Origin of the sequence: Trinickia sp. (assembly GCF_051953405.1) — a bacterium.
Taxonomy (GTDB): Bacteria; Pseudomonadota; Gammaproteobacteria; order Burkholderiales; family Burkholderiaceae; genus Trinickia.
In genome coordinates this window covers 12,178-37,710 of record NZ_JBQCIV010000034.1, presented here as the reverse complement: position 1 = coordinate 37,710, position 25,533 = coordinate 12,178, and the positions used below count along the sequence as shown (strand labels likewise).

Below are 25,533 nucleotides of genomic sequence, written 5' to 3'. Positions count from 1 at the left end.
CACTGCACCGGGCCGGGACGCGCCCGGCCGGTTATACGCGCGTGCCGCCGGTCGTGCGCTCGATGCCTGCGAGATCCTTGAGCGAGCGCACATTCGCAAAGCCGGATGCCGCCAACAGGTTGCGAACATGATGGGCCTGATCGTAGCCGTGCTCGATCCATACCTGAGCGCTTTTAGCGAGAAATGGGCCCGCACCCCGTACGATGGCGCGAATGGCCGAGAGTCCGTCCGATTCGTCCGTGAGGGCGCCGCGCGGCTCGAAGCGCAGATCGCCTTCGGCCAGATGCGGGTCGCCCGCGGCGATGTAGGGCGGATTGCTGACGACGACATCGAATTCGGGCGCCGCGCAACCGGCGAGGGCGCCGTACCAGTCGCCTTGCAGCCAGGTCAAAGGGCCGCCCGGACGCGCCGGATCGAGCAGCTTGGCCGCGTTGCGTGCGGCTACCGCGAGCGCCGCGGCCGAGCGGTCCACGGCCCAAACGCGCGCGTCGGGCCGCGCCGAGGCGATGGCGACGGCGATCGCGCCGCTACCCGTCCCTAAATCGAGCACGTGCGGGTGTGCCTTCGATTCGAGGGCGGCCAGTGCCGTTTCGACGAGCAGTTCCGTTTCCGGGCGCGGGATCAGGACGTCCGGCGTGACATTGAAGGCGAGGCCAAAGAACTCGCGCACGCCGACGAGCTGCGCGATCGGCTCACCCTCGGCGCGCCGCGTCTGTAGAGCACGAAAGGTCGCCACCGCGCCGGCATCGAGCGGCTCGTCGTCGCGCGTGATGAGTTCGGTGCGCCGCCAGCCCAGTGCGTGACACAGCAGCACGCGCGCCTCGAGCGTGGGCAGCGGCGAGGCGCGCAACAATGCGCTAACCGTAACGCGGGAAGTAGCGGGGCCGGACGTCATGAACGCACGCGAGATCGGAGGGCGGGCTCAGTCGGCGTCGCCGAGCGAGGCCAGCAGTTCCGCTTGATGCTCGCTGACGAGCGCGGCGATCAGTTCGTCGAGGTCGCCGTCCATGATCGCGTCGAGCTTGTAGAGCGTCAGGTTGATCCGATGGTCGGTCAGCCGCCCTTGCGGGAAGTTGTAGGTGCGGATGCGCTCGGAGCGATCGCCCGAGCCGACCAGGCTCTTGCGCGTGGCCGCTTCCTTCACATGCTGCTCCTGGTACTGCTTGTCCTTGATGCGCGCCGCGAGCACCTTCAGCGCGCGATCTTTGTTCTTGTGCTGCGAGCGGTCGTCCTGGCACTCGACCACAATCCCCGTGGGCAAGTGCGTCACCCGCACGGCCGAATCGGTCTTGTTGATGTGCTGGCCGCCGGCCCCCGACGCACGGAACGTGTCGATCCGCAAATCGGCCGGATTGATCTCGACTTCGCCGATCTCATCGGCTTCGGGCATGACGGCCACGGTGCACGCCGAGGTATGGATCCGGCCTTGCGTCTCGGTGGCCGGCACGCGTTGGACGCGGTGGCCGCCCGATTCGAACTTGAGCCGCGAATACGCGCCTTGGCCGGCGATCCGAACGATGACTTCCTTGTAGCCGCCCAGATCGGAGGCGCTCTCCGACATCATCTCGACCAGCCAACGCTGGCGCTCGGCATAGCGAAGGTACATGCGCAGCAGATCGCCCGCGAACAGCGCCGATTCGTCCCCGCCCGTGCCGGCGCGGATTTCGAGGAAGATGTTGCGCTCGTCGTTCGGATCCTTGGGCAGTAGCATCTTGCGCAGATCTTCTTCGAACTGCGTCATTCGGTCGCGCGATGCCCGCACTTCTTCCTCGGCGAACTCGCGCATCGACGCGTCCGACAGCAGCTCTTGGGCCGTCGCGGCATCGAGCCGCGCCTGGCGCCAGTGTGCGTAATGCTCGACGACGGGGCCGATTTCGGCGTGCTCGCGGGTGAGCTTGCGGTACTGATCGAGATTAGCCGTGACGTCGCTTCGGCTCAGGAGGTCGTTCAGTTCGGCCAGCCGCGTCGTGAGCTGGTCGAGCTTGTGTTGCATGCTCGTTTTCATGTGCGGAGCGAGGCTCCCCGAAAAGATAGTGGAAGAATGAAGCGAGGAGGGCGCACGACGTGCACCCGAGCGCGGGGGGCGCCGCTAATGCTCGGACGAATCGGGATTGCCCGGCTTGGCGTGGCCGTAGAAGCCGCCGAGCAGTTCGACGAGCGTCGCCCGTTCGTCGCTGCCCGCGCGGTTCAGTGCGTGCGTCGGGCCGTGAATGAGCTTGTTCGTCAGCGATTGCGACAGCGCTTCGAGCACCGCGGCGGGATCGTCGCCGCGCGACAGCATTTTCATCGCGCGTTCGAGTTCGGCTCGGCGCAGCAGGTCGGCCTGCGTGTGCATGTGCCGGATCACCGGCACGACGCTGCGCGTGTCGAGCCATTGCATGAAGCTCTGCACGCGCGTCTCGATGATCGCCTCGGCTTGAGCGACGGCCGCTTGGCGCGAGGCGTTGCCTTCGCGCACGATCGCTCCCAGATCGTCGACCGTATAGAGGAAGACGTCTTGCAGCTCGGCCACTTCGGGCTCGATATCGCGCGGCACAGCCAGATCGACCATGAAAATCGGACGGCGGCGGCGTGCCTTGACCGCACGTTCGACGGCGCCCAGGCCGATGATCGGCAAGGTCGACGCCGTGCACGAGACGATGATGTCGAACTCGTGCATGCGCGCCGGCAGATCCGAGAGCGGCATCGCGCGGCCGCCAAGGCGCTCCGCCAATTTGGCGCCGCGCTCGATCGTGCGGTTGGCGATGGCGAGTTCCCGGGGCTCTTGCGCCGCGAAGTGCGTCGCGCACAGCTCGATCATCTCGCCCGCGCCGATGAACAGCACGCGCTGGCTCGAGATTTTGTCGAAGATCCGTTGCGCCAGCCGCACGGCGGCCGCCGCCATCGACACCGATTGCGCGCCGACGGCCGTATTGCCGCGCACTTCCTTGGCGACGGCGAACGTGCGCTGAAAGAGCTGGTTCAGATAGGTGCCGAGCGCCCCTGCCTCGGACGCCGAGCGCACGGCGTTCTTCATCTGTCCGAGGATTTGCGTTTCGCCGAGCACCATCGAGTCGAGGCCCGAGGCGACCCGGAACGCGTGGCGCACCGCTTCCGATTGCGGCAGGGCGTAGACGTGGGGGGCGAGTTCGTCCACCGATAGCCCGTGGTAGCTCGACAGCCATTGCAGCGCAGCGTCGCGCGCGGCGCGATCGTCGGTGGCGCAGTACAGTTCGGTGCGGTTGCACGTGGACAGAATCGCCGCTTCGGGGGCGGAGAGCGACGCGCGCCCTCGCCATATCCCCTGGAACGCGTCCAGAGCCGGCTTCAATTGCTCGAGCGGAAACGCCACGCGTTCGCGCAACGCGACGGGCGCCGTGTGGTGGTTGATTCCGATCGTGAGCAGTTGCATACGTGGGGGTGCCGTGTCCGCCCCGTCACCGGGCGGCGCTGATATTTCAGCCGGTTATTATAGCGGTTCCACCCCGAGGCTCGCCGGGCACGTGCGCGCCCGCGCGCCGTCGAAAAATGGGGCAGGGCCGGCCGCCAGCGCGAGTTGCGGTCGGTGGGCGGCGCCTCTACACTCGCCCGCTTCGCCCGTGCAAGGCGCGTTTCGCGGGTCCGGCTCGGTCGCCGTACCCCGGCCGGCGGGGCGTTTCGATGCCGACGTGCGAGGTCACGTCGGATCTTCTTAAATAGAGACAATAAGAGACTCACCATGCGATTTCGCGGTTTCCTTCGTGGCGCAGTGCCCGCCATGCCATGGGCGGGGCACGCCGCGGGCAGGTCTTGATGGGCTGGCCGGGCGTGATCGTCTTGGGGTTCGCCGTCGGATTGGCGGGCTGGTGGTTTCATCCGCTGCGCCGCGCAAGCCGCGCGCGCGTGTCCGTCGCCCTAATCGCGGGCATCCTGGCCGCAGCCGCGGCCAAGATGGCCGGCGATGTTTCGGGTCTTTTTCACGACGGCGAAACGCTCGAATGGCCCGTTTGTACGGGCCTGGCGCTGATCGCCGTTGCCGTGGCGGTGGGGCTTTCCCCTCGCCGATGAACTCAGGTGTTCTGATGAACGATCGTGTTTCCCATGCCAGCGGGCTCGGCGGATCCCAGCCACCGAGCGCGGATCGCTTGGCTCGCCTGCGCGAGGCGATGGCCGGCGCCGGGCTCGCCGCTTACGTCGTACCGTCCTCGGATCCGCATTTATCCGAGTATTTGCCGCGGCGCTGGCAGGCGCGCCAATGGCTCTCGGGCTTCACCGGCTCGGCCGGCACGCTCGTCGTCACGCACGATTTCGCCGGTGTGTGGGCCGATAGCCGCTATTGGGTTCAGGCCGAATCGCAGCTTGCCGGGACCGGCATCGAACTCATGAAAATGACGGGCGGCGCGCAGGCGCAAGCCCATGTGGAGTGGCTCGCGCAGCGCCTGGCCGCGGGCGAGCGCGTCGGTGCGGATGGCAACGTGCTCGGTCTGGCCGCCGCGCGCACGCTTCAAGCGGCATTGGGTGCGCGTGGGATCGCGCTCGTGACCGAGTTGGATCTGCTCGAAGCGGTGTGGACCGATCGCCCGGTGCTGCCGGACAGCCCCGTGTTCGAACATGCGCTGACGGACGCGTGTGTCGCAAGAGGGGAGAAGCTCGCTCACGTGCGAGCGGCGATGTGCGAAAGCGGCGCGCAGTGGCATTTCGTTTCGACGCTGGACGACGTTGCCTGGCTCACGAATCTGCGTGGCGCGGACGTCAACTTCAATCCGGTGTTCGTCGCGCACGTGCTCGTCGGGCTCGATGAAGCGACGCTCTTTGTCGGGACGGACAAGGTGCCGGCCGAGATCGCCAGCTCGCTCGCGCGCGATGGCATTCGGCTAGCGCCCTACGAGCAAGCGCGTGCGGCGCTCGCGGCACTGCCCTCGGGTTCGACGTTGCTGATCGACGCACGGCGAGTGACGGTTGGGCTGCGCGAAGCGGTGCCCGCGTCGGTGACGATCGTCGAAGCCGTGAACCCGTCCACCTTCGCCAAGTCGCGCAAGATACCCGAACAAGCCGAGCGCGTGCGGCGCACGATGGAGCAAGACGGCGCGGCGCTGGCGGAATTCTTCTCGTGGTTCGAGGCGGCACTCGGGCAGGAGACGATCACCGAACTTACCATCGACGAGCAGTTGACGGCCGCGCGTGCGCGCCGGCCCGGCTTCGTTTCGCCGAGCTTCGCAACGATCGCCGGCTTCAACGCGAACGGCGCGATGCCGCACTATCGCGCAACGTCGCGTGCCCACGCGACGATCGAGGGCGATGGGCTTCTGCTGATCGATTCGGGCGGCCAATATCTGACGGGGACGACCGACATTACGCGCGTCGTGCCGGTCGGCACGGTGTCCGATGCGCACAAACGCGACTTCACGATCGTCCTCAAGGGCATGATTGCCTTGTCGCGGGCGCGCTTTCCCACCGGGATCCGCAGCCCGATGCTCGATGCGATTGCGCGCGCGCCGATGTGGGAAGCCGGCCTGGACTACGGTCACGGCACGGGCCACGGGGTCGGCTATTTTCTGAACGTGCACGAGGGGCCGCAGGTCATATCGCACTACGCGCCGGCCGAGCCGTACACGGCGATGGCAGCCGGCATGATCACGTCGGTCGAGCCCGGCGTTTATCGGCCGGGGCAGTGGGGCGTGCGCATCGAAAACCTGGTGCTGAGCCGTGCCGACGGCGACACGCCGTTCGGCGCCTTTCTCGCTTTCGAGACGTTGACGCTGTGTCCGATCGATACGCGCTGCGTCGAACTTTCGCTGCTGCGCGAGGACGAGCGGGCCTGGTTGAATGCCTACCACGAGACGGTGCGCTCGCGCGTCTCGCCGCTGGTGGACGGTGCCGCCAAGGCGTGGCTCGACGCGCGCACTCGACCGATTTGATCGAACTCACACTCGCACGATAAAAAGGAACGAACGTGATGAAACCGAGGGTTGTCGTCTTCGATTTCGGTGGGGTGCTGATCGATTGGAACCCCGACTATCTTTATCGCCAGTTGATTCCCGATGCTAACGAGCGGCGGCGCTTCCTGACGGAAGTGTGCACGATGGATTGGGTGGTGCGGCAAGACGGCGGGCAATCGATCGCTACCGGCACCGAAGAGCTGATCGCCCGCTTTCCGCATGAAGCCGAGCGGATCCGGGCGTTCTATGGCCGTTGGCACGAGATGATCGGCGGGGTGTTCGCCGAGGCGGAGGCGCTCGTCGGCAAGCTCGAAGCCGCCGGCGTGCCGCTGTTCGGGTTGACGAACTGGTCGGACGAGACGTTCCCGTATGCCTGGGAGCGCTTCGACGTCCTGCGCCGCTTTCGCGACATCGTCGTATCGGGCCGCGTGAAACTCGTGAAACCCGATCCGCGCATTTATGCGGAGATGTTCGAGCGCATCGGCCGGCATCTGCCCGGCATTGCGCCGAGCGAAATCGTGTTCATCGACGATAACGCGAACAACGCCCATGCGGCCGCTCGCGCGGGCTGGCATGGCATTCACCATACGAGCGTCGCGGCGACCGAGGCCCGATTGCGCGAACTCGGTATCGCCTTCGGGGATTGATCCGCACCGGCGCGATGCCGGTGCGGCCGATGCCGGCGCCGTGATAGCGCCGAGGCAGCGCCCGAGGCCGATCAGCGCGTGATCGGCTTGTAGCGCAGGCGCTTCGGTTTCGCCGCTTCTTCTCCGAGCCGCTTGCGCTTATCGGCCTCATACTCCTGGTAGTTGCCGTCGAAGAAGACGGCTTGCGAGTCGCCCTCGAAGGCCAGGATGTGCGTGGCGATGCGGTCGAGGAACCAGCGATCGTGCGAGATCACCATCACCGAGCCCGCGAATTCGAGCAGGGCGTCTTCGAGCGCGCGCAGCGTTTCGACGTCGAGATCGTTCGACGGCTCGTCCAGCAGCAGCATATTGCCGCCGGCGATCAGCGTCTTGGCCAGATGCAGCCGGCCGCGCTCGCCGCCCGAGAGATTGCCGACGTTCTTTTGCTGATCGCCGCCCTTGAAGTTGAAGCGGCCGATATAGGCGCGCGAGGGCGTTTCATACTTGCCCACCGTCAGGACGTCGGCGCCGCCCGAGATCTCTTCGAACACCGTCTTGCTGCCGTCGAGCGCGTCGCGGCTTTGATCGACATAGGCGAGCTTGACCGTCGGCCCCATGACGATTTCGCCCGAATCGGGCGTTTCGCGGCCCGTCAGCATGCGGAACAGCGTCGATTTACCGGCGCCGTTCGGGCCGATGATGCCGACGATCGCGCCCGGCGGCACCTTGAAGCTCAGATTGTCGATCAACAGACGATCGCCATAGGCCTTGCTGACGTTCTTGAACTCGACCACTTCATTGCCGAGGCGGTCGCCCACGGGGATGAAGATTTCCTGGGTCTCGTTGCGCTCTTGGTAATCCTGGCTCGACAGTTCCTCGAAGCGAGCGATACGCGCCTTCGATTTCGCCTGGCGCCCTTTCGGGTTTTGGCGAACCCATTCCAGTTCTTTCTTGATGGCCTTTTGGCGCGCCGACTCGGAGGCTTCTTCTTGCTTCAGTCGGTCTTCCTTCTGATCGAGCCAACTGCTGTAGTTCCCCTTCCAGGGGATGCCGTGGCCGCGGTCGAGTTCGAGAATCCATTCGGCGGCGTTGTCGAGGAAGTAGCGGTCGTGCGTGACGGCGACGACGGTGCCCGGAAAGCGCGTCAGAAACTGTTCGAGCCATTCGACCGATTCGGCGTCGAGGTGGTTGGTCGGCTCGTCGAGCAGCAGCATGTCGGGTTTTTCGAGCAGGAGCTTGCACAGCGCGACGCGGCGCTTTTCGCCACCGGACAGGTGGGCGATTTTCGCATCCCACGCCGGCAGACGCAGTGCGTCGGCGGCCACTTCGAGCTGTTGCTCGGGGCTGCCGCCGTCGCTGGCCGCGAGGATCGCCTCGTACTTGGCTTGTTCCGCGGCGAGCGCGTCGAAATCGGCATCGGGTTCGGCGTAGGCCGCATAGATTTCGTCGAGCTTCTTCTGCGCTTGGAAGACATCGCCGAGACCTTCCTCGACGGCTTCGCGGACGGTCTTTTCGGGATCGAGCTGCGGCTCTTGCGGCAGATAGCCGATGTTCAGATTCGGCATCGGCGTGGCTTCGCCTTCGATGTCGCGATCGACGCCGGCCATGATGCGAATCAGCGTGGACTTGCCCGAACCGTTGAGGCCGAGCACGCCGATCTTGGCGCCGGGGAAGAAGGACAGCGAAATGTCCTTCAGGATCTGACGCTTGGGCGGCACGATTTTGCCGACCCGGTTCATGGTGAAGACGTATTGGGCCATGTGCTTGAGTACGCGAAACGAGCTGCCGCCTTCGCGAACGAGGCGGCGTGCGGGTAAAGGGGAGGTGAGATGCGCGAGCGCATCTCCGGCTAACGCGTCATTTTATCAATCGGTTCGGGGGCGGGTGTTTTCCGGCCCCCGCCATGAAGAGCGCCACCATCTGCGCGAACTCCTCGCGTAGCGCGATCGTCGGCTCCATGAGCCAGCGCATGAGGGTGCCCAAATACAGATGATGGAACCACGTCGTCAGTTGCTTGACGGAGAAACGGTCCGTGATTTCCCCGTCGGCTTGGGCGTCGGCGATCAGCGTTCGCCAGAGCAGGGCGATGTCGCCTCTATCGGCGGATGGGGCGGATGGGGCGGATGGGGCGGGCGTTTGCGGCGGCGCGTCGCCCATCGAGAGAAAGCGGTGGCGCAAATAGGCGGCTAAGTGCGCGGGATGCCGTTGGCACCAATTGGCCGACGCATCGAGTTCGACCGATACGCGCTGCGCGAAGCCGCGCCGCTTCTTCAATTCCGGCAGCAGCCGTTCGAGATCGCGCTTCAGTTCCGCCTCCAACCAATGCGTGAGCAACGCCTCCTTCGTCGGAAAGTGGTTGTAGAGCGTACGCTTGGCCACGTCCGCCTCTAGCGCGATTTGCTCCATCGTGACGCTGTCGTAAGGCTGGGTCTCGAACAGACGTCCGGCCACGCCGACCAGATGGGCGACCATCTGCAAACGCTTACGCTCCCGGCGTCCGGTTTCTTCGACAGTTGTCATGCGCGGTATTCTCTGAAAGAATGCACGTTGTGCATTAATATACGACGTATTCTTTTGTGTTCAATGGCGCGGCCCGCGATAAGTGGACCGGCGGCGAAAGCATGAAATTTACCGTAGCGACGTACGGGACAGAAGGCGATACGCGTCCCTTGGCCGAACTTTGTCGTGCGCTGATGGACGCGGGCCACGAGGCGCAACTGCTGGCGGACCGCGCGACGCTGCATGCGGCTCGCTCGCTTGGGGTGCCCTGCGCGCCGCTATCGGGCGATATCCGGCGGGCCTTGGCGCCGGGCGAATCGTTGGGGGCGGTCGTCGGCAAACGCAGTGGGGCGCAAGCGGCGGCGAAAGCGCTGGCGTCGATCGCGAACGCCAGCACGGCGGCTTGGATGCGCGAAGTGAAGACCGCGGCCGAGGGCAGCGATGCCGTCATCATGTCGGCGCTCGCTTCTTTCGTGGGATTGTCGGTGGCCGAGTGTCTGCGTATTCCGGCGATCGGGGCATCGATGATTCCGATCACGCCAACCCGCGAGTTCGCTTCGCCGTTCTTGCGTCCGGGCGTCGTGCCGGGCTTTCTGAATCGCGGAAGCCATACGTTCGTCAACGATTTGATCTGGCGGTCGTTTCGACGGGCGACGAATGCCGCGCGCGTGGACGTTTGCGCGCTGGCGCCGCGCCGGCGCAACTGGACCGATCACCCGATCCTGTACGGCGTTTCGCGCGCGTTGCTGCCTCGGCCGGCGGATTGGCCCGAGCAGGCGTATGTTTGCGGGCAATGGACGGCACCGGACGAGGGGCTCGCCGATTGGGCTCCGCCCGCTGCGCTCGCAGCATTTCTCGAGGCTGGCGAAGCGCCGATCTACGTGGGCTTCGGCAGCATGGCCGGGTTCGATAACGAACGATTGATGCGAGCGTTGATCGAGGCGATCGGCGGACGGCGGGCGCTCTTCTATCCGGGGTGGAGCGGGGCCGATACGTCGGGCTTGCCGTCGAACTTCCATGTGATCGGCGATACGCCGCATGCGTGGCTCTTTCCGCGCGTGTCGCTCGTCGTTCATCACGGTGGGGCGGGAACGACGCATTCGGCGACGCGCGCAGGCAAGCCGTCGGTGGTGGTGCCGTTCGCCGGCGATCAGTCGTTTTGGGCGGATCGGCTGCATCGGCTCGGTGTCGCGGCGGCGGCGGTCGATGGCAATGCGCCTACGGGGGCGGCGTTTGCGCGCGCGATCGATTTCGCTGCGCAGGGGGCGACGCGCTCGCGTGCGCAAGAACTGGGCGCGGCGATGCGGGAAGAGGATGGATTACGCACGGCGGTTGCGGCGCTCGAGCGGCTGGCAGCTGCGGGGCGAGAACTCCGGGCGGTGGGGATTTGTCCCGTGAATGCGCATGCTTAGGGGGCAATGCCTGTCGCCGTTCATTGCGCGTAATGAGGGGCCAGCGTGATTGGGGGCCGCGCGAGCTTTGCTATTCAGAGCATTCGACTCATCGATTGAGCCAGCCTTTCCGATGTGCCGATCGCCTCTGCCAGAAGGGAGCCCCAATCGTCGGGTGGGCGCTTCTTGTCCAGCATCTTGGCGAAGATCTTGTACGCGTCACTTGCGGAGCCCTATGCGCGCTTCGTCGCATCATCGTTGAGCAAACCCACGATGGCGGCCTGTTAGGCAGTTTCCGTCGTCAGTATTCGACGTGCTGCGCAAGCGTATCCGTGATGTCGTACCACGGTGCCTTGCTGCCGACGAAAACATGGCGCGTGGCTTTCACGCCGGGATCGGTGTCGAGGGTCCCAAGCGGGAAGCCGATTATCTCGGTGTTGTTGTCGAAGCGAGTCAGCAGGCTCGAGCCGCATTCGCTGCAAAAACCCTTGTGCTCGCCGGGCGACGATTCGTAAAACTTGACCGTGTCCTCTCCCGATACCCATTCCCAATCCTTCGTCGCCACTTTGGCTCTCGTGCGGAAGGCCGAAGCATGAAGCTTTCGACACATCGAACAATGGCAATTCAGGACATCGGTCAACGGGCCGTTGATCCGATACTTGACGCGTCCGCAGAGACAACTACCGCTATGAGTCATGAGTTACTCGCAAGAATAAGGATTTGATCGCCAACCGGATCGCATCGTAAGGGCAGCAACCGGTCTGATAAAGTGGTCATCCAAAAATGGATCCTTCACGTTTCCCAAATAATCGGCTATGGATCAGCTAATCAGCATGCGGGTGTTCTGCCAGATCGTGGACTCTGGAAGTATGGCGCAGGCGGCGCGCGTGCTAGGACTCGCGCCCGCGACAGTGACTGGTGCGCTCGCAGGCTTGGAGAAACGGTTGAACGCGCGATTGCTCGATCGGACTACCCGCCGGATTGCTATTACCGAAGCAGGCAGGGTCTGGTATCAGCACGCAAAGCGTATCGTCGAGCAGTCGCAGGAGGCGGAAGAAGCCGTCCGCAGCCTCACGTCGGATCTACGCGGCGAATTGCGTTTGACGCTGCCGCTTGGTGTAGCGCTGACCTTCGTGTACCCCTACCTTCATGAGTTCCACGAAAGCTTCCCGAAAATCGGTCTTGATTTGCAAGTGAATGATCGGCCGATGGACCTGGTTGCCAATGGTTTCGATCTTGCCATTCGGGCAGGGCACCCCGGAGACTGCGGCTTCGCTGCTCGACGCCTCGCGACGTACAAGCGCTTGACATGCGCAAGTCTGTCCTATTTGAGATCGTATGGCGCTCCCCAACATCCCGCCGAACTGCAACAGCATCGATGTTTGATTTATCGCCATGAACCCCAAGCGTCGTCATGGCAGTATTGCGTGAATGGCGAAACGATTGCGATCCCGGTGCGCGGCGCGTTTTCAAGTAACGAGTCGCACGCGCTGATTGCTTGGGCACAGGCTGGTATGGGGATTACGCGGCAGCCGAACTGGCTCGTTGACCGACAGTTGCGCAGCGGGGAGCTGGTTCGCGTGTTGGAAGCGTACGATGGGATCCCTGCTTCGTCGCTGCCGGGCATCTACGCGGTTTTCCCGAAGCCTCGCCATCACCCGAAAAAGGTCGAGGCGTTCGTGAAATTTCTTGCCGGCAAGATGAACTCGACTCGGTAGTCGGTCGAGTTCAATCGAGCCCCGCTGGAATCGAGACGAAAGTCGTCAAACGTTGAACAAGAAGTTCATCACGTCGCCGTCGTGCACGACGTACTCCTTGCCTTCGGCGCGCATCTTGCCGGCTTCCTTCGCGCCTTGTTCGCCCTTATAGGCCACGAAATCGTCGAACGAAATCGTCTGCGCGCGAATGAAGCCGCGTTCGAAATCGGTGTGAATGACGCCGGCCGCTTGCGGCGCCGTGTCGCCGATATGAATCGTCCACGCGCGCACTTCCTTCACGCCGGCCGTGAAATACGTCTGCAGGCCGAGCAGTTTGAAACCCGCGCGGATCACGCGGTTCAGGCCCGGCTCGTCCATGCCCATATCGGCCAGGAACACTTCCTTGTCTTCGTCGGCGAGGTCGGCGATCTCCGCTTCGATCGCCGCGCACACGGCGACCACGGGCGATTTTTCGGCTTCCGCATACTTGCGCACCGCATCCAAATGCGGATTGTTCTCGAAGCCGTCATCCTTGACGTTCGCCACGTACATCGTCGGCTTGGCCGTGATGAGACAGAACGGCTTGAGCAGCGCCGCTTCCTCGTCGCTCAGATCTAGCGCGCGAATCGGCTTGGCGGCGTCGAGCTGCACGCGCGCCTTTTCGAGTACGGCGGCGAGCTTGACCGCTTCCTTGTCGTTGCCGGACTTGGCGGCCTTCGCGTAGCGCGTCAGCGATTTTTCGACGGTTGCCAAATCGGCGAGCGCTAGTTCCGTGTTGATGACCTCGATGTCCGACAGCGGATCGACCTTGCCCGCGACGTGGATGACGTTTTCATCTTCGAAGCAACGGACGACATGCGTGATCGCATCGGTTTCGCGAATGTTCGCGAGGAACTGGTTGCCGAGGCCTTCGCCCTTGCTCGCGCCCGCCACGAGGCCCGCGATGTCGACGAATTCGACGACGGCCGGGACGACGCGCTCCGGCTTGACGATTTCGGAGAGCGCGTTGAGCCGCATGTCGGGCACTTCAACGACGCCGACGTTCGGCTCGATCGTGCAGAACGGATAGTTCTCGGCGGCGATGCCCGCTTTGGTCAGCGCGTTGAACAGGGTGGACTTGCCGACGTTGGGCAAGCCGACGATGCCGCATTTGAGGCTCATGGAAAACCTTTTTAGATCAACGGTTTGCGGTTGTGTGAGGTGTCGCGGTCCATTCGGTAAGGAGCCGAACGGAGCACAGCCGCAAGGTGAATTCTGGACCAAGACAAACGGTACGAAACCGGGCTCGGGGCCTCGATCGCGTACGCGGAACGGTGCAATTGTAACGCGCCCGCCGGTTGGCAAGCGGAGGGCCTGGCGCTTTTGGCCGGACTCAGTGCGTGCTTGTTTCCCGCCTTGATCGTTGCACGCGATGACGTTCCCTCCCTACGCAAGCGGGGAATCCTGTCCGCAGGCCCAGCGCTCTACTTGAAGCACCGCCGATTGTTTTCAATTGCAAGTTGCGCCGCGTTGGCGTTTTCGATCGGGCAGATCACGAATACGTTGCTGCCCGCGCTCGTCGCTGTGCATCTGCGCGGCACTAGCGTTAGCTATTCGATGATCGAGGCCGCTTGGTCGATCGGTGCGCTGCTCGTCGGTCTTTGGCTCGCGAAATTCGCCGCGCGTTCCCCCGGGTCGATGCGCAAAGACTTCGCAATGGTCGCGGCAATGGCCGTTGTCCTCGCCGCTGTCCCATTTCTTCCCGCTTTGCCCGCTCTGCTCACGACGCACTTTCTGCTTGGCGCGGGTTTCGCCCTGGTCCGCATTCGGAGCGAAACAAGATTTTTGGCCGAGTGTCCCAGGCATCTGCTCGGGCGGTTTCGAGCCAACAGCGTATTCATCACAAGCAGCATCGGCTTGCTGATCTTCGCCACACCGGTCCTGTACGGCAGCGCTTCTGTCGCCGGCCTCTATCTGGTCATGGCCGGCGTCGTGGCAGTGTCCGCGATCGGCTTGCTCCTGCTGACCAAGACCGACGGTCGCTCGCAGGTCTAGTCGTCGCGATTCGCCCGCGCATCGCTCATTCCCCCTCCGCCATCGCCCGCGCGGACCGGACCGGACCGGACGAATCCAAGGCGTGTATGCGGGAAGTGCTAGGGGAGGGATCCCGATGCTAAACTTCGCTGCGGATGCGCATAGACGCGCCGATAGTCGTCTTTCGATCACGGGACCGGCATGCAAGGAACTGGCGACGCCCCTCCGACCGCCCACTCCAGCCCCCGCGGCTTTTCTTGGCAGCGCCTGCGGTTTAACCTGCTGACGCCGCCGGCCATCATCGCCGGCGCGCTCGTCGTCGCGTGTTTCATGGTCGCGTTGTGCGGCGCAGTACTCTTCCAGTCGCGTGCCGACGCATTGGCGCGTGCGACGGAGGCATCGCGCAACATCGCGCTCATCGCCGAGCGCGACATCGAACGGAACTTCGAACTCTACGCGCTATCGCTGCAAGCGGTCATCGATGGGGTGCGCGATCCCGACGTCATGGCCCTGCCTCCTCGGCTACGACGCGAGGCGCTGTTCGATCGCGCCGCGTCGGCCAGCTATCTCGGCTCGATACTGGTTCTCGATGCCAACGGCCAAGTCGTGCTCGATTCGCTCGGGGATACGCCCCCCGACGTGAATTTCGCGGACCGAAAATATTTCACCGTCCAACGCGACAATCCGCACGCAGGACTATTCGTTAGCGATCCTTACCATTCGCGCCTGCGCGGCGGCTCGTCGAGCATCGCGCTGAGCCGCCGTATCTCTAATCCCGACGGCTCGTTCGGCGGGATCGCGATGGTGGCGGTTCAACTCGCGTATTTTCACGATCTGTTTTCGGGGCTGCAGCTCGGTCGTCATGGCGCGGTCGCGCTCATCGGCACCGATGGCCTCATGGTCATGCGCCAACCTTACGATCCCAACGTCATCGGGCGCGACATCCGTAGCGCGAGTACATTTCGGCGATTTTTGACCGCGCCGGAGGGAAGCTTTACCGATGTCTCGACGATCGACGGCGTGCACCGGCTCTACTACTTCAAGCACTTGAAGCATTTGCCGCTCCTCATCATGGTGGCCGAGGCGCAACCCGACATCTACGCGGCCTGGACCCAGCGGGCCTTGGTCATCGGCTCGCTGATGGCGGTGTTTGCGCTGGCCTTCGTCGTCCTGGCGGCCGTGCTGGCCGCACAACTGCGCCGGCGCATGCGGGCCGAAAGCGAATTGGCGCTGCTCGCGCGCATCGACGGGCTCACGGGGCTGAACAACCGGCGCACGCTCGGCGAAATTCTCGACCAGGAATGGCGCCGCGCGCGCCGCACGCGTAGCGTCTTCTCGCTGCTGTTCGTGGATGTGGACTCCTTCAAAGCCTACAACGACTACTACGGCCATCAAGCCGGCGACGACGCACTCGCCGCGGTCGCCAAATGCATCGGCGAGAATATCCGCCGGCCGGCCGACAGCGCGGCCCGCTACGGCGGCGAAGAGTTCCTCGTCGTGCTGCCGGACACCTCGACGCAAGGCGCGCTCGCCATTGCCGAGACCATCCGTACGGCGATCAGCGAGTTGGGTATCGCGCACGCCGCGAGCGAGTACGGGCGTGTCACGGCCAGTATCGGGGCCGCCGCTTGGACACCCGAGGCCGACGGCGACGTGACCGAGGTGATTCGCGCCGCGGATCGCGCGCTGTACAACGCCAAGGCGACCGGGCGCAACAAGGTGGCTGTGTGCGACTCGCGCAAGGCCTCCGCGACAATCGCCGGGGCGACGCCGTAAAGCGCGTCGCGGGTCGCTTGCCCAAGCGAACGCCGTGCGCGACCTCGATGCCGGCTGGCAGGAATCGATTGCATCTTGTCTCGAAAGGCGATGTCGGCGGCGGGACGCTTGACCGACAATAAACGCCCGGCACCCGCCGCCATTTTCGGGGAAGACAAACCGCATGAAATACATCGAATCGCGCACCTTCACGGCGCCGCGCGCGTGGGGCGCGCTCGAGCTCGCCAGCATGAACGGCATCACGGCCCGGCTGCACTGGACGGACCAGCCTTACGAATGGCACATGAACGACGGCGAAGAAGTGTTCGCCGTCATGGACGGGCAAGTGCGGATGGACTATCGCGAAAACGGCGAGACGCACTCGGTCCTCATGAACGCGGGCGACATTTTCGTGGCTTCGGTCGGCACCGAGCACGTCGCGCATCCGATCGGCGAAGCTCGCGTGCTCGTCGTCGAGAAGGCAGGGAGCATCTAACGCCCCGATACCGGGATACTGCGACAACACAGGGAGGTGCCCGGGCGGGCGCAACGGGGAGCGGCCCCGAGCCATGGCGCCCATGGCACATCGTCGCGCCTGCCCCTCGGCCGGCACGAATGAGGCGTTCCCCACGCTGGTGCGCCGCAGCGCGCGGCTATAATTGCCCCCATGACCGCCCATCATCAGACGTTTCACGTTGCCGTCGTAGGCGGCGGCCTCGTCGGCAAAAGCGCCGCGCTTGCGCTCGCCCAAGCGGGGCAGCGCGTCGCGCTCGTCGCGCAGCCGGCCGCACCGCGTCCGGCCGAGTTGCCGTTCGACGCACGCATCTACGCCCTGTCCGCCAGCTCTCAAGCGCTGCTCGAACGGCTGCGCATCTGGCAAGCGCTCGACCACGATCGGCTCGCCCCCGTCTACGACATGCGCGTATTCGGCGATGCGCTCGCCGAGCTGCATTTTTCCGCGTTCCAAGCCGCCGTGCCGCAGCTCGCCTGGATCGTCGAGTCCTCGCTGATCGAGCATGCGCTGGACGCCGCATTGCGATTCCAGCCGCACGTTACCTGGCTCGATACGCGCGCCCAAGGCCTCGACGTGAAACCCGACGCGGCCTGTCTCGCGCTGGCCAACGGCCAGGTGCTCGAAGCCGATCTCATCGTCGGTGCGGACGGCGCGCATTCGTGGGTGAGGGCGCAGATCGGCGCGCACGTCACCCGGCGCGATTATCGGCAAACAGGCGTCGTCGCCAATTTCAAGGCGGAAAAACCGCACGGCGAGACGGCCTATCAATGGTTCGTCGACGGCGAGATCGTCGCGTTGCTGCCGTTGCCCGATTCGCATGTGTCGCTCGTGTGGTCGGCCAAGACCGATCACGCCCGCGAATTGCTCGCGCTCGCGCCGGCTCAACTCGAAGCGGCCGTCGAGCAGATGACGCACAGCCGGCTGGGCGCGCTCGAATGCGTCGGGCCCGCGCACGGATTTCCGCTCTCGCGCCAGTCGGTCGATCGCCTGATCGCCCCGCGCGTCGCGCTCGTGGGCGATGCGGCGCACCTGATCCACCCGCTCGCCGGCCAAGGGATGAATTTGGGGTTGCGCGACGTGGCTGCGCTGGCTGACGTCATCGCGAAGAAGGAACCTTTCCGCGATCTCGGCGATCTCGTGCTGTTGCGCCGCTACGAGCGGGCGCGCCGCGAAGATATCGGGGCATTGACGCTCGCGACCGACGGCCTGCAGCGCTAGTTTTCCGTACCGGGCACGCTCGCGCGGTCGGTACGCAACGCGGGCATGGCGCTCGTCGGCGCGCAACCGCTCGTGAAGCGCTGGCTCGTCTCGGCCGCGCTCGGATAATGCAAGGAACGCACGTCGCCGTGCGCGCAGCCGCAATCGGCGGCAACGGAACACCGTATTGACTCTCCCGCACGCCAAGGCGCGTGCGGCACCCGGACCGAACCTCGAGGATACTCATCATGCCCAAAGCCATGCGAATCGCGGCTACCGTGGCGCTCGCAGCCTCCGTCACCCTCGGCTGCACGGCTCACGCCGACCAGACGACCGACAAGCTGAAGGCCACGCTGCAATCGCGTCTTCCCGAAATCCAGATCAAGAGCATTTCGAAGGCGCCGATTTCCGGCCTATACGAGGTGAACCTGGGCTCGCAAATGGTCTACACGGATGCCACAGGCGAGTATGTGATCGCGGGCGACCTCGTCGACACCAAAACGCGCACCAATTTGTCCGAGGCGCGCCTCGCGGAACTGAACAAGGTCGATTTCGCCAGCTTGCCGCTCGATCGCGCCGTCAAGGTCGTCAAGGGTAACGGCAGCCGCCGCATCGTCGTCTTCTCCGATCCGAACTGCCCGTATTGCAAACAGCTCGAATCGACGCTGAAGTCGATCGACAACGTCACCGTCTACACGTTCTTGTATCCGGTGCTGTCGCCCGATTCGGTGACGAAGTCGAAGGCGATCTGGTGCGCGGCCGATCGCGCCAAAACCTGGGAGGCGTGGATGGTGAATCACCAGCCGCCGGCTAGCGCCGCATCCAACTGCGATACGTCGGTTCTCGACAAGAACCTTGCGCTCGGGCATGGCCTGAACGTCACCGGCACGCCGACGATCATCCTGTCCGATGGCCGCCGTTTGCCGGGCGCGGTTTCGGCGAGCGAACTCAACGACGCGCTGACGAGCACGCACTAACGTAAAAACCCGTTCATCCCTCTTCAAGCGACCCACCGCGAGACTGCGCGCCACCCGATGAAGCCTACCCGCTACGCGATCGTCCCCAAGCATCCCGCCGCTCATCTATTCGAAGTCACGCTCACGCTGGACGATCCCGATCCGGCCGGCCAGCGCTTCGCGTTGCCGACGTGGATTCCGGGGAGCTACATGGTGCGCGAGTTCGCGCGCAACATCGTGACGCTCGCCGCGTTCAACGAAGCCGGCCGCAAGGTGAAGATCGAGAAAACGGATAAGCAGACCTGGCAGGCCGCGCCCGTCAAAGGCGGCGCCCTGACGCTGCGTTACGAGGTGTATGCGTGGGATATGTCGGTGCGCGCGGCGCACTTGGACGATACGACCGGCTTTTTCAACGGGACGAGCGTGTTCTTGCTGCCGCTCGGACGAGAGCAAGCCCCGTGCGTCGTCGACATTCGAAAACCGGTTGGCGCTGCCTATGCCGACTGGCGCGTGGCAACGGCCTTACCGGAAGCGCGCGGCACGAAGCGCTACGGTTTCGGCGAATATCGGGCGCAAGACTACGACGAACTCGTCGATCATCCGGTCACGCTCGGGCGATTCGACCTCGCGACCTTCAAGGCACATGGCGTGCCGCACGACATCGTCATTGCCGGACGCACGGTGTCGGTCGATATGGACCGGCTCGCGGCGGATCTGAAGCGCATTTGCGAAGCTCAGATCGCCTTGTTCGAGCCGCGCACGAAGAAAGCGCCCGTCGAGCGCTACGTCTTCATGACGCAGGCCGTCAGCGACGGCTACGGCGGGCTCGAGCACCGGGCGTCGACGGCGCTCATTTGCAGCCGTACCGATTTGCCCGTGCGGGGCCGACCGGAAATGTCCGAGGGCTATCGGACCTATCTCGGCCTATGCAGCCACGAGTATTTCCACACGTGGAACGTCAAACGGATCAAGCCCGCCGCGTTCGCACCGTACGATCTCTCGCGCGAGAACTACACGTCGTTGCTGTGGCTGTTCGAAGGGTTCACTTCCTATTACGACGACTTGATGCTCGTGCGCAGCGGTGCGATCGGCGAAGCCGACTATTACGCGCTCGTGGGCAAGACAATCGGCGGCGTGCTGCGCTGCAGCGGGCGCCTAAAGCAAAGCGTCGCCGAAAGCTCGTTCGACGCCTGGATCAAGTATTACCGCCAAGACGAGAACTCGCCGAACGCGATCGTCAGCTATTACCAGAAGGGATCGCTCGTGGCCTTGGCATTCGATCTCGCGATTCGCGCGCGCACCGACCATCGGAAATCGCTCGATGACGTCATGCGTTTGCTTTGGCAGCGCTACGGCCGCCACTTCTACAGCGGCAAAATGGCGGGCGTGGGCGAGGATGAAGTCGAGGCGCTGATCGCCGAGGCGACCGGCATCGAACTGGGGGCGCTGTTTGCGGAAGCGGTGCGCGGCACGCGCGATTTGCCGCTCGACACGCTGCTGGAGCCCTTCGGCATCGCGCTCGAGCCGCAACTGGGCAACGAGAAGAACGGGCAGGGGGCGGCGAATCCGAAGCGCGACGGCAGGCCGTCTCTCGGTGCGCGCGCCCGGGCCGGAGCCGAATGCGTGCTGACGGTCGTGCATGAGGGCAGCGCGGCGCAAAAGGCGGGGTTGTCGGCCGGCGACGTGCTGATCGCCGTGGACGGCCTACGCGTCACGGGTTCGAACTTGGACACGCTGCTTTCGCGCTATTTGCCCGGGGCGAGCGTCGAGGTCCACGCATTTCGGCGCGACGAGCTGCGTGCGGTGCGCGTCAAGCTCGACGGGCCCGAAGTGACGCGCTATAAGCTCGTCGCGGCTGAAGCCAAGCGCGGCGCGCCGGCAAGGCGCGCGCGGGAGCGCTGGCTCCACGGCTGATCGGCCGGCGGCGCGAGCCGCGCGCGTGTCGGCGCGACATGGCCGGTCGACCGCGCTCGCCAGCGCATCAAGCCGGCCATGGCCTAAGCACCGGGGCGTTTGCCCGGGGGGGATAGGCCTCCGATGATCCGATCGTTCTATGGCTGCAACAATCCGTCTTCGCTAGCCTACTTTTTCCGGGTCGGGTCAATCGCGACAATGGCTTCACTCGCGCATCGCTGCGCACCCCACTTGGAGCCCCGACATGACGACCATCCTTCAACTGAATTCCGCGGCCCGTTCGCAAGGTGCGAACTCGACGCTGTTGGCCAATGAACTGGCCGCGAAGCTGCAAGCCGCGAACCCGGGCGCGAAGCTCGTGCTGCGCGACCTGCTGACCAACCCGCTGCCCCACCTCGACGATGCGGTGCTCGGCGCGTTCTTCACGCCGGCCGAACAGCGGACGCCGGAGCAATCGGCTATCGCCGCACGCAGCGATGCGCTGATCGCCGAACTGCAAGCGGCGGACGTCGTCATCATCGGTGCGCCGATGTACAACTTCGGGATTTCGTCGCAATTGAAGACGTATTTCGACTGGATCGGTCGTGCCGGCGTCACGTTCCGCTATACGGCGAACGGCCCGGAAGGCCTCGTCAAAGGGAAAAAGGCCTATATCGTGTCGGCGCGCGGCGGTAAGTATGTGGGCACGCCCTTCGATAGCCAAACGCCGCACATCAAGGCGTTCCTCGGCTTGATCGGTATCACCGACGTCGAGTTCATCTACGCGGAAGGCTTGAACATGGGCCCGGACGCAGCCGGCGCCGCGTTGGCCTCGGCCCGCGAAGCCATCGCGGCCGCCGCGTAAGCGAGCAATCGGCGGGCAGTCGTCAGGTCGGCCCGGGGCGATTTCGCAACCCGCGACGCCCCACGCCGGGCCCTAGCCGCCGGCGGTTTCGGGCAGCCGCCAATCGATCGGTTCGCGGCCGTTCCGAGCCAGATAGTCGTTGGCGAGCAAAAAATGCCGGCAACCGAGAAAGCCGCGGTGCGCCGACAGCGGCGACGGATGCGGCGCTTCCAGGACGCAGTGCGGCCGCGCGTCGAGCAGGGCCCGCTTCGCTTGCGCATGGGCACCCCAGAGCATGAAGACGAGGTGCTCGTGCCGATGCGCCAGCTCGCGAATCAGCGTATCGGTACAGGCCTCCCAGCCGCGCTTGGCGTGACTGGCTGCCTTGCCCTGCTCCACCGTCAGCACGGTGTTCAGCAGCAGCACACCTTGCCGGGCCCATGCGTCTAGGCACCCGTGCGCCGGCATCGTGTGCCCGAATTCGGCGGCGATTTCCTTGAAGATATTGCGCAGCGACGGCGGCGGCCGGACGGGCGAGGGGACGGAAAACGCCAAGCCGTGCGCTTGCGGGTGGCCCTTGTCGTCGCCGTGGTAGGGATCTTGCCCGACGATGACGACTTTGACGTCGTCGGGGCTCGTTAATCGGAGCGCGCGAAACACTTCGGCCGGGTACACCGTCTTACCGGCGGCGATTTGGCTGTCGACGAAGGTGCAAAGGGGCGAGTAAGCGCCGCCTTCGATGAAGCTGCGCAGGTGTTCGCGCCAGGCGGGCGGCAAGGCGTGGAATTGCGATTCAAGTGGACCGGTGAGCCCGTTGGGCTCACCGGTCCCTTGTGGAGAGGCGAGGCCTTTCGTCTCGCTGGCTCCTTGCGGGCTCGCGATCCCTTGCAACCTGTTCGACTTCTGCATTTCGGCCGGGTCGCTCGACGCCGAACGCACCGGTGTCCCGCGCAGCGCTTGCCTTGCCGAACCGTCTTCCGCTATATCGAACAACGATCCTTGCGCTTGATCGGGCGCGGCGCGACCCCGCGACTTAGCCTTCGCGTTCATCGCGCACACAACCGGTAGCCCCGCTGCGCCTTGTTTACGTTCTCAGGGGCGAGCCCCGGGACGGCGGCCGATAACTGCTCCGTCAACGCATGCAGGGCAGCCTCGTCGCCTTGCAGCAATTCGAGTTCGATTTCACTGATTGCGTCGCTGCGCGTGTGCGCATCGACCCTCGCCGTGACGTCGCCGCGATCGATGGCGGCCTCGATCCGCGCACCCTGGAACTCGATGCGCCAAAGGCGCCGGACGAACGTCGTCCGAAAGCGCTCGCCGAGCGTCGGTGCCGCGGCGCGCAAAACGGCCAGCGCCGCTTCGTCGTCGCAGACCGAGGCGAGCGCATCGAATTCGAGCGCGTCTTTCGCGACAGCCGTTTCCCACTCGTGACGACGATGCATGCCGCCCGCGGCGGTCCCCGCCGCCTTCAGCGTTTGCAGCCAGCCTTCTGGCGTCTTGCGCAGTCGCAGCGCGATCTTGGCCGACGCGAGCGCGAACGAGGGCGTATCGAAATAGACGTTTGCGAGCGGCACGTCGCGCCCCGGTGCGCCAGCGAGACCGGTGAAAAACCGATCGGCCGCGTCGGCTCGATCGGGCGGCAAGGCCAACTTGATTTCGCGTTCGATGCTCATGGTAGAGGGCGGGCCGCGCGGGCGAGAGCCGAGAAAGGTTAGCGAAACATCTGCGACAGCGCCGCGCCCGGATCGTCGGCGCGCATGAACGCTTCGCCGACGAGGAACGTGTGTACGCTGCTCGCCCGCATGCGTTCGACGTCGGCGCGCGACAGGATGCCCGATTCGGTCACGACGATGCGATCGTCGGGCAGCGCGTCGAGCATGCCGAGCGTGGTGTCGAGCGAGGTTTCGAACGTCCGCAAATTGCGATTGTTGATGCCGATCAGCGGCGTCTTGAGCGTCAACGCCTGGGTGAGTTCAGCGCGATCGTGCACTTCCACGAGCACCGCCAATCCGAGCGAATGCGCGAACGCTTCGAGTTCCTGCATCTGCGTGAGCGACAAGGCCGCGGCGATCAGCAAAATTGCGTCGGCACCCATCGCGCGCGCTTCGACGACCTGATACGGATCGACGATGAAATCCTTGCGCAGCACGGGCAGAGCGCACGCCGCGCGCGCCGCTTCGAGGTAAGCCGCGCTGCCTTGGAAGAACTGGACGTCGGTCAGCACCGACAGGCACGCCGCGCCGCCTTGCTCGTACGAGCGCGCGATGTCGGCGGGGACGAAATGTTCGCGCAGCACGCCCTTGGACGGGCTGGCTTTTTTCACTTCGGCGATGACGGCGGCGGCGCCGGCCTCGTGCTTGGCTCGCAGCGCGCCGACGAAGTCGCGCACATCGCGCGACGACGCTTCGAGGCGCAATTCTTCGAGCGGCGCGCTCAATTGGGCCGCGCGCACTTCTTCGCGTTTGACGGCAATGATTCGTTCGAGAATGTCGCTCATAGACGAAGCCCTTCTATCCGATCGATGTTGGATTGCGTCGATGCTTGGCGGCATCAATGCTTGAATTGTTGGGTAAAGCGCACGAGTTCGTCGACCTTGGCGCGGGCCTGGCCCGTCGCGAGAGCTTCCCGCGCGATCTCGATGCCGTCGGCAATGGATGCGACGACGTTCGCCGCATATAGCGCCGTGCCCGCATTGAGCGTCACGATTTCGCGCGCGACGCCGGGCCGGTTCTCGAGTGCTTGGAGCAGCATCGTCTTCGATTCGTTCGCATCGGCCACCTTCAGCGTCCGGTTCGATACCATTTGCAGCCCGAAATCCTCGGGGTGGATCTCGTACTCGTGCACTTGCCCGTCGCGCAGTTCGCCCACGAGCGTCGCTGCGCCGAGCGAGACTTCGTCCATGCCGTCCTTGCCGTAGACGACCAGGACGTGCTTGGCGCCCAGGCGTTGCATGACCCGTACCTGAATGCCGACCAGATCGGGGTGGAATACGCCCATGAGCTGATTGGGGGCGCCGGCCGGGTTCGTCAGCGGCCCGAGAATATTGAAGATCGTGCGCACGCCGAGTTCGCGGCGCACCGGCGCGATGTTCTTCATCGCCGGATGATGATTGGGCGCGAACATGAAGCCCATGCCGGTTTCGGCGATCGACGCGGCCACCTCTTCGGGTTGCAGATCGATGTTCACTCCCAACGCCTCGAGCACATCGGCGCTGCCCGATTTGCTCGATACGCCGCGGCCGCCGTGCTTGGCGACCTTCGCGCCGGCCGCGGCGGCGACGAACATCGTCGCGGTGGAGATGTTGAACGTATTGGATCCGTCGCCGCCCGTGCCCACGATGTCGACGAACTTCGCGTTGTCGGCCACCTCGACGTGACGCGCGAACTCGCGCATGACGGTGGCGGCGGCCGCGATTTCGCCGATCGTTTCCTTCTTCACGCGCAAGCCGGTGATGATCGCGGCGGCCATGACGGGCGACATGTCGCCGCGCATGATGAGCCGCATCAAGTGCAGCATCTCGTCGTGAAAAATCTCGCGGTGTTCGATCGTGCGCTGCAGTGCTTCTTGCGGTGTGATGGTCATGGCGTCCGGCCTGGTTCGTTCGGTCCGTCGAGCATCGCAACGTACGTCGCCGTGTGCGCGCTCGTCCGCTGCGTGCGGCGTCAGGCGGGCTGCGTCGCCCGCGCTGCCTTTAGGAAGTTCTCGAGCAAAGCATGACCATGCTCGGAGAGGATCGATTCGGGGTGGAACTGCACGCCTTCCACGGCCAGCGTCTTGTGGCGCACGCCCATGATTTCGCCGTCTTCGGTCCATGCCGAGATGTCGAGGCAGTCGGGCAGCGATTCGCGCTCGATCGCGAGCGAATGGTAGCGGGTCACGTCGAAGTGCTTAGGCAGATTGGCGAATACGCCTTTGCCGTCGGTTTCGATGCGGCTCACTTTGCCGTGCATGATCGTGCGCGCGCGCACGACACGGCCGCCGAACGCTTCGCCGATCGCCTGATGGCCGAGGCAGACGCCGAGGATCGGCACCTGGCCGGCGAATCGACGCAGCACGTCGAGGGTGATCCCCGCGTTTTGCGGATTGCTCGGCCCTGGCGACAGGCAGATTTGATCGGGCTTCATCGCCGCGATTTCGTCGAGCGCGATTTCGTCGTTGCGAAACGTCCGCACGTCCTCGCCGAGTTCGCCGAAATACTGCACGAGGTTGTAGGTGAACGAATCGTAGTTATCGATCATCAGCAACATGATG

General features: G+C 64.7%; 23 protein-coding genes and 1 pseudogene. 12 read left to right on the top strand and 12 right to left on the bottom strand.

Annotated features, from left to right (window positions below):
* Positions 1-31 precede the first annotated feature (31 nt).
* The 3 genes from prmC to hemA form a co-directional block, all read right to left on the bottom strand.
* The gene (gene prmC, locus ACTHN9_RS05955) at positions 32-895 is read right to left on the bottom strand and encodes a peptide chain release factor N(5)-glutamine methyltransferase (RefSeq protein ID WP_440535827.1); all 864 of its coding nucleotides are present in this window, start codon (positions 893-895) and stop codon (positions 32-34) included.
* 27 nt (positions 896-922) lie between these two features.
* Positions 923-2,005, bottom strand: coding sequence for a peptide chain release factor 1 (gene prfA / locus ACTHN9_RS05950; RefSeq protein WP_440535826.1), 1,083 nt, complete (start codon positions 2,003-2,005; stop codon positions 923-925).
* Between the two features lie 84 nt (positions 2,006-2,089).
* Complete coding sequence (gene hemA, locus ACTHN9_RS05945; RefSeq protein ID WP_440535825.1) at positions 2,090-3,391, bottom strand: glutamyl-tRNA reductase; 1,302 nt, start codon at positions 3,389-3,391, stop codon at positions 2,090-2,092.
* Positions 3,392-3,771: 380 nt separating this feature from the next.
* Here hemA and ACTHN9_RS05940 point away from each other — a divergent pair, with 380 nt between their 5' ends.
* From ACTHN9_RS05940 to ACTHN9_RS05930, 3 genes are read left to right on the top strand one after another with little or no spacing between them, the layout of a single operon-like run.
* Positions 3,772-4,026, top strand: coding sequence for a hypothetical protein (locus ACTHN9_RS05940; protein WP_440535835.1), 255 nt, complete (start codon positions 3,772-3,774; stop codon positions 4,024-4,026).
* A gap of 14 nt (positions 4,027-4,040) precedes the next feature.
* Positions 4,041-5,876 (top strand): aminopeptidase P family protein, encoded by a 1,836-nt coding sequence (locus ACTHN9_RS05935; protein ID WP_440535824.1) that lies wholly within the window; start codon positions 4,041-4,043, stop codon positions 5,874-5,876.
* Positions 5,877-5,914: 38 nt separating this feature from the next.
* On the top strand, positions 5,915-6,544 hold the full coding sequence (locus tag ACTHN9_RS05930; RefSeq protein ID WP_440535823.1) for an HAD family hydrolase: 630 nt from the start codon (positions 5,915-5,917) through the stop codon (positions 6,542-6,544).
* Positions 6,545-6,615: 71 nt separating this feature from the next.
* On the opposite strand, the gene ettA is transcribed toward ACTHN9_RS05930, so the two are convergent.
* Both ettA and ACTHN9_RS05920 read right to left on the bottom strand, forming a co-directional pair.
* Positions 6,616-8,283, bottom strand: a complete 1,668-nt coding sequence (ettA, locus tag ACTHN9_RS05925) for an energy-dependent translational throttle protein EttA (protein ID WP_440535822.1) — start codon at positions 8,281-8,283, stop codon at positions 6,616-6,618.
* A gap of 97 nt (positions 8,284-8,380) precedes the next feature.
* Complete coding sequence (locus ACTHN9_RS05920) at positions 8,381-9,043, bottom strand: TetR/AcrR family transcriptional regulator (protein WP_440535821.1); 663 nt, start codon at positions 9,041-9,043, stop codon at positions 8,381-8,383.
* 101 nt (positions 9,044-9,144) lie between these two features.
* Between ACTHN9_RS05920 and ACTHN9_RS05915 the strand changes: the two genes are divergently transcribed.
* Entirely contained in the window at positions 9,145-10,434 is a 1,290-nt protein-coding gene (locus ACTHN9_RS05915; protein ID WP_440535820.1) for a glycosyltransferase, read from the top strand.
* Positions 10,435-10,714: 280 nt separating this feature from the next.
* Here ACTHN9_RS05915 and ACTHN9_RS05910 read toward each other — a convergent pair whose 3' ends face one another.
* On the bottom strand, positions 10,715-11,110 hold the full coding sequence (locus ACTHN9_RS05910; protein ID WP_440535819.1) for a GFA family protein: 396 nt from the start codon (positions 11,108-11,110) through the stop codon (positions 10,715-10,717).
* A gap of 118 nt (positions 11,111-11,228) precedes the next feature.
* Between ACTHN9_RS05910 and ACTHN9_RS05905 the strand changes: the two genes are divergently transcribed.
* A complete protein-coding gene (locus ACTHN9_RS05905) occupies positions 11,229-12,131 on the top strand; it encodes a LysR substrate-binding domain-containing protein (RefSeq protein ID WP_440535818.1) in 903 nt (300 codons plus the stop codon).
* A gap of 45 nt (positions 12,132-12,176) precedes the next feature.
* Here the strand turns inward: ACTHN9_RS05905 and ychF are convergent, their stop codons facing one another.
* The gene (gene ychF / locus ACTHN9_RS05900) at positions 12,177-13,271 is read right to left on the bottom strand and encodes a redox-regulated ATPase YchF (RefSeq protein ID WP_440535817.1); all 1,095 of its coding nucleotides are present in this window, start codon (positions 13,269-13,271) and stop codon (positions 12,177-12,179) included.
* 321 nt (positions 13,272-13,592) lie between these two features.
* On the opposite strand from ychF, the gene ACTHN9_RS05895 reads away from it, so the two are divergent.
* The 7 genes and pseudogenes from ACTHN9_RS05895 (at position 13,593) to ACTHN9_RS05865 (ending at position 21,303) form a co-directional block, all read left to right on the top strand.
* Positions 13,593-14,144: a hypothetical protein gene (locus ACTHN9_RS05895; RefSeq protein ID WP_440535816.1), complete on the top strand. Its 552-nt coding sequence runs from the start codon at positions 13,593-13,595 to the stop codon at positions 14,142-14,144.
* Between the two features lie 246 nt (positions 14,145-14,390).
* On the top strand, positions 14,391-15,899 hold the full coding sequence (locus tag ACTHN9_RS05890) for a sensor domain-containing diguanylate cyclase (RefSeq protein WP_440535834.1): 1,509 nt from the start codon (positions 14,391-14,393) through the stop codon (positions 15,897-15,899).
* 163 nt (positions 15,900-16,062) lie between these two features.
* Positions 16,063-16,374: a cupin gene (locus ACTHN9_RS05885; RefSeq protein ID WP_440535815.1), complete on the top strand. Its 312-nt coding sequence runs from the start codon at positions 16,063-16,065 to the stop codon at positions 16,372-16,374.
* A gap of 171 nt (positions 16,375-16,545) precedes the next feature.
* A pseudogene (locus ACTHN9_RS05880) lies at positions 16,546-17,718 on the top strand (UbiH/UbiF family hydroxylase).
* Between the two features lie 119 nt (positions 17,719-17,837).
* Positions 17,838-18,566 carry a DsbC family protein gene (locus tag ACTHN9_RS05875; protein WP_440535814.1) on the top strand — a complete coding sequence of 243 codons (729 nt, stop codon included), beginning with the start codon at positions 17,838-17,840 and terminating at the stop codon, positions 18,564-18,566.
* Between the two features lie 57 nt (positions 18,567-18,623).
* The gene (locus ACTHN9_RS05870) at positions 18,624-20,459 is read left to right on the top strand and encodes a M61 family metallopeptidase (protein ID WP_440535813.1); all 1,836 of its coding nucleotides are present in this window, start codon (positions 18,624-18,626) and stop codon (positions 20,457-20,459) included.
* Between the two features lie 244 nt (positions 20,460-20,703).
* Positions 20,704-21,303 carry an FMN-dependent NADH-azoreductase gene (locus ACTHN9_RS05865; RefSeq protein ID WP_440535812.1) on the top strand — a complete coding sequence of 200 codons (600 nt, stop codon included), beginning with the start codon at positions 20,704-20,706 and terminating at the stop codon, positions 21,301-21,303.
* A gap of 72 nt (positions 21,304-21,375) precedes the next feature.
* On the opposite strand, the gene ACTHN9_RS05860 is transcribed toward ACTHN9_RS05865, so the two are convergent.
* The 5 genes from ACTHN9_RS05860 to ACTHN9_RS05840 form a co-directional block, all read right to left on the bottom strand.
* Complete coding sequence (locus ACTHN9_RS05860; RefSeq protein WP_440535811.1) at positions 21,376-22,332, bottom strand: uracil-DNA glycosylase; 957 nt, start codon at positions 22,330-22,332, stop codon at positions 21,376-21,378.
* The gene (locus tag ACTHN9_RS05855) at positions 22,329-22,955 is read right to left on the bottom strand and encodes a CYTH domain-containing protein (protein WP_440535810.1); all 627 of its coding nucleotides are present in this window, start codon (positions 22,953-22,955) and stop codon (positions 22,329-22,331) included. The genes ACTHN9_RS05860 and ACTHN9_RS05855 overlap by 4 nt, the downstream gene beginning before the upstream one ends.
* Before the next feature lie 38 nt (positions 22,956-22,993).
* Positions 22,994-23,779 (bottom strand): indole-3-glycerol phosphate synthase TrpC, encoded by a 786-nt coding sequence (gene trpC / locus ACTHN9_RS05850; RefSeq protein ID WP_440535809.1) that lies wholly within the window; start codon positions 23,777-23,779, stop codon positions 22,994-22,996.
* Positions 23,780-23,832: 53 nt separating this feature from the next.
* Positions 23,833-24,864 carry an anthranilate phosphoribosyltransferase gene (gene trpD / locus ACTHN9_RS05845; protein WP_440535808.1) on the bottom strand — a complete coding sequence of 344 codons (1,032 nt, stop codon included), beginning with the start codon at positions 24,862-24,864 and terminating at the stop codon, positions 23,833-23,835.
* 80 nt (positions 24,865-24,944) lie between these two features.
* Entirely contained in the window at positions 24,945-25,529 is a 585-nt protein-coding gene (locus ACTHN9_RS05840; RefSeq protein ID WP_440535807.1) for an anthranilate synthase component II, read from the bottom strand.
* Positions 25,530-25,533 lie beyond the last annotated feature (4 nt).